The sequence below is a fragment of the Candidatus Accumulibacter vicinus genome, assembly GCF_000584955.1.
Taxonomy (GTDB): Bacteria; Pseudomonadota; Gammaproteobacteria; order Burkholderiales; family Rhodocyclaceae; genus Accumulibacter; species Accumulibacter vicinus.
The window spans coordinates 97,638-101,703 of the sequence record NZ_JDSS02000045.1 but is presented as its reverse complement, the minus strand read 5'-3'; the positions used below and the strand labels follow the sequence as shown (position 1 = coordinate 101,703).

7 protein-coding genes are annotated in these 4,066 nt (G+C 59.8%); all 7 read right to left on the bottom strand.

Annotation, left to right across the window (positions count from 1 at the left end; all coding sequences use genetic code 11):
• Positions 1-105: 105 nt before the first annotated feature.
• Positions 106-414 carry a hypothetical protein gene (locus CAPSK01_RS19510; RefSeq protein WP_034930683.1) on the bottom strand — a complete coding sequence of 103 codons (309 nt, stop codon included), beginning with the start codon at positions 412-414 and terminating at the stop codon, positions 106-108.
• Positions 414-1,085, bottom strand: coding sequence for a DUF6682 family protein (locus CAPSK01_RS19505; RefSeq protein WP_034930680.1), 672 nt, complete (start codon positions 1,083-1,085; stop codon positions 414-416). Before CAPSK01_RS19505 ends, CAPSK01_RS19510 begins: the two co-directional genes overlap by 1 nt.
• Positions 1,082-2,572 carry a methyltransferase domain-containing protein gene (locus tag CAPSK01_RS19500; protein ID WP_273704125.1) on the bottom strand — a complete coding sequence of 497 codons (1,491 nt, stop codon included), beginning with the start codon at positions 2,570-2,572 and terminating at the stop codon, positions 1,082-1,084. The genes CAPSK01_RS19505 and CAPSK01_RS19500 overlap by 4 nt, the downstream gene beginning before the upstream one ends.
• 56 nt (positions 2,573-2,628) lie before the next feature.
• A complete protein-coding gene (locus tag CAPSK01_RS19495) occupies positions 2,629-2,856 on the bottom strand; it encodes a hypothetical protein (protein ID WP_034930675.1) in 228 nt (75 codons plus the stop codon).
• Entirely contained in the window at positions 2,849-3,145 is a 297-nt protein-coding gene (locus CAPSK01_RS19490) for a hypothetical protein (protein WP_034930672.1), read from the bottom strand. Before CAPSK01_RS19490 ends, CAPSK01_RS19495 begins: the two co-directional genes overlap by 8 nt.
• 96 nt (positions 3,146-3,241) lie before the next feature.
• Positions 3,242-3,610, bottom strand: coding sequence for a hypothetical protein (locus tag CAPSK01_RS19485; RefSeq protein ID WP_034930669.1), 369 nt, complete (start codon positions 3,608-3,610; stop codon positions 3,242-3,244).
• Positions 3,611-3,649: 39 nt separating this feature from the next.
• The coding region (locus CAPSK01_RS19480; protein WP_034930667.1) for a hypothetical protein at positions 3,650-4,066 on the bottom strand (417 nt) is incomplete at its 5' end.

Genomic DNA, 4,066 nt, shown 5'->3' with positions numbered 1-4,066 from the left:
TGATCGACGCGATCAGAGCAAAAACAATCTCGTCTGTCTCAATGCGGATCTGGATGTCCGCTGAGGCCCCAATGCGAATCGACGGCAGTTTCAAGGTCCTCAGACTCATAATCTGACGTGCTCCTTTATCCACACTACTGCCGCCCAAGTGGTAGAAATCAATGCTGCCGCACCTGCAATAAACACCGCGATAATCTTCGACGCTCGCCAGAGCGCGATCAGTTCGTTCAACGCTGGGGCAATCTGTTTCTCATCTTCGATGTGATCACGAATCATGTCGCGTAGCTCATCCAACTTCTGGTGTATCCGGTCGCGCTCGCTTTCCGATAAATCCGCCTTGCGACGGTCTTCGGGCAAATCCGCCTTGCGACTGGCTTCGAGCATATCCGCCAGGTTGTAGTCTTTGTCAGGCACTATTGGAAATCTCCGATGTCGGCATATTGTTCAAGTGCCCAGTGCTCGTTGATTGCCCCTGCAGAGATTCCGAACTCCCGCTCGAAATCCGCGAGAGCCTTCTCCGCTCTCTTGGAGTCATTAGTGTCCGTATCCGGCACGGAAAACGCCCGGTAGCTGACCCAATCCAGGAGGGCAAGGTGGTAGCGGGAATTGATCTCCGGCACGTCGTCATCCTCGACGAGTTCGTTCAGAGGATCGCGCACCACCGTGAGCTTGAGGGTGTCCGCGTTCGCAGATGGCGGCCACAAACACACGGCCCCGGACTGGTAATCGAGCACGTAGAAACGAGGTATGCCGGCAGCCGAGTCTTCCCAACCCGGAAGATACTCGTCCATATCCCGAACGCTTCTCAAGGGCAGGGGAACCCCACTGGACGCCATCCTGGCACGTCGGATGCCTTGAATCCTGGGGTCGAGCGCAACAACCCGATCCCCCACTGAAACACTTACCTGCGTCATCGCGTGGGTCGAATCCACCAGAAGGTGCGATCGCCGCGCGGCTTCTCTCTGCGCCTCGTTCAGGAATCCGGAGAAATCAGCATCGGACCAAAAATAGGGCGCATTGGAGCCCGCAGGGCGGATGTCCTGTACTCGCCGTCGCCAGAGATTGCGTAGCTCGTCCAGATTCATGCGACCGCCTTGATCGCTGTGGTGACGATCGCCTGAAATACCGACTTCGGCGGAATGCTACGCTGGCATTTTGCTGCGCCTGTCAGCCCGTCCTGGTGGCAGTTGTCCCAGTTGTAGTGGAGCATGTGGCAGGGGTAGCATGGCAGGCTTACGGGGGTAAGTGAAACCGTATTGACCCAGTGCTTCGTGAGATTCTCGATCGATGAGTGCGAGAGCATCACCACCTTGCGGTTGGGTTCGAACGCTACCGCATTAAGGACACCGGTTTCGCAGCCGACGACGACATCAACCCGCTTCGCCAGCGCCAGAGTGTCCCGGATACCGAGTTCTCCGGACAACCGGACGATCCGCGGTTCCTTCTCCCACCCCTGTTCCAGGAGCTTGCAGGTCTCGTCTCCCACCAGGAAAATCCGGCACCGTGGGAAAGCACGGAGCAAGCTGGCCAGAACCTCGTCCTGACCGGGGTAGAACTTGTGGCAACTGCTGCCACTCAGTGCCCAGAGGAGGTTGATCCCGCCGGCAAGCAGCTTCCCTTGCGCCACGGCGTCTTCTTCGGGAGAAGGGTAAAACTTGCCGTCACGCGCGAACGGCACACCGGCGAGGCTCGCGGCGAACTCGCCGTAGTTGCGGTTCATCATGTCATGCCTGACTTTGGCGGGCCAGGAGTGGCTCACCCGGCCCGGCATCGAAAGCAGGGTACCTTCGACCGACTCCGAGAGATTGATGAACACGGTGTATTTCTTGGCCTGGTACGCCCAGAATTCCGGGAGAAGGGCATTCGGTACCTGATCGGTGTCCTGAATCGACCAGGCATCGATGTGCGGGTCGTGCTGGAGGATTTCCTGACCTTTGGGTGTGGTCATCACCGTTACGTGATACCCCTGCCGTTTCAGCGCCGGGAGAATACTGGCCGTCTGGATCATGTCCCCGAAGCCGCCGTACCGGACGACACAGGCCGATTTCTTGGGCTGCCGGCGCTGGAGGTGTTCGAACCGGCATCCTGACTCTGCGCGCTTCCGAAAGACCAGCAAAAAGGAATACTCGTCCGCGCCGTTGCGCTGCTGCCGCTCCACCAGGTCCCAGCCGCCTTCGGCGTCGACAATCTTGCGCATGGCATTGATGATGTCCACCGGCTCGAAATCATGCTTGTGGTCAGGGTTGGCCCCGGCCGTGCCAATGTGTGGGTAGAACGACTTGTGTGGCAGGTAGAGAACCAGGTATCCGCCGACCTTGACGCAACGCCACCACTCTGTAAGCGCCGCTGGGTAGTCCTCGATGTGCTCCAGGAGGTGTGAGGAGAACACCGCATCGCAGCTCTCCGTCAAAACGGCACCGGATAGGTCGGAGCAATCCTCGACAACCACATCCGGCTTCATCTCGATGCCGAACAGCGCGGTGTCCTTGCAACTGTCGATGCCGATGAAATGGGGGAACGCCTTGTTCGGCCCGCAGCCCAGATCGACGACAGCACCCCGAGTGTAGGGCACGATCTCCCACCGAATCTTCGCGGCCTCATTGCCCTGGGGATCATCCGGACGCCAGGTCACAGCACCCCCTCTTGTTCGAGGATTTGCTCATCGGCTGAAAACACCGTCGCCGTAGCCTTGGGCCTGCCGCGGGGTTTCGCCGTCTTGCTGACCAAGGTGGCTTCTCCGGTTGTCAGGAGGTTCCCCTGGACATCAAACTCCAGGCCGTCTTGCACATAGCGGACGCCCGATTCAGCGCCATACACCTCCCCGAAGTCCCTGCTTTTGTCGAGCACCTTAGCCATCGCGTTGCCCTACGTCAGCGTCGCGCTCGGCGCTCCCTGCGTCAAACTGCCCCAGGCTGCCGGTGAAATCGGGGTTGCTCGATTGGTGGATGGGGATGAACGGGTCGTCGTGCGGCAGGCACTGCTTGTAGGAGTCACTTTGCGCATCGACACCGGCCAGGCGCTGGGTACTGTCGTGGTCGAAATCGACACCGTGCGAGGTGCCTTGAAACCCGGTACCGGAGCCCCGGTAGGGAAGAGGGGTGGTGTCCCCCTGGAGCTGCCCAGAGGGAATGTATTTCTCGGCCATTTGATGGGGTCCTTGTGCTGTTGAGGTTCAGACAACCCCAATTTACGCACACCCCCACCTAATGGTTAGATGATGATCAGCGCCTTCCTGTCCCTCTTAGGTCGTCTTCACGGCATCGGGCAAGACCTCGTACTCAAAGATCACGTGCGCCTTGCCGGTGGCATCGGCCAGAGTCTTGACGGACACCTGATCGTATGCTGCCAGTGCCCTGTCAAGGGTCGCCGAAGCCGCCGTGGAGCCCGCCGCGGCCGTTCCCAGGGTGATGCTGCCGATCGAAGTGGTGCCGTGATACACCCCCAGACCGTGCCCCGTGGTGGTCCCGGCCGTGGTCACAACGGCATGCGCCTTCTTGAGCTTGGCGGCTTGAAAGCTGCGGAACTTGGTATATTCCGTGGTCGCCGCGCCGCCGGCTTCACCAGCAAAGCCCTCGCGACGAATTACACTGTTTGCGTCATCGTATGACATAATCATTCCTCTCGAAACACTGCCAGGATCACCTGGCGCTTAGGACGCGCTGTCCCACTGGATGACACGGGCCTGCGTCGCCACCGTGTGCACCAGCCCGAAGCCGCCGAGGTAATACCAGGCCACCCCGCGCGATCGCCCATAGTCCCCCGGAATCTTGCCTCGCATCTCCTCGGGAACCACAATGCCTTCGGCCACCGTGTCGGCCCCGAAAAAATGGACGGTATCGGATTTGCCCTGCGACCATCCCGCCGAAGGAATGTTGGTCTGCTCGACGAACCGGATGTTCTCCGTCCGGCCGATCTCGCCGGAAGCGATCTTGGCGTAGCCTTCAGCGGTGTATTTGTTCACCGCCTCCAGGTCGTTCTTGAGCGAGCGGAATGTCCGTGGCCGGCCGATTGAGAAATAGTCATCCCCCTCGTACGGCGGGATGTTGCGCTCCTTCAACGTGTCGGC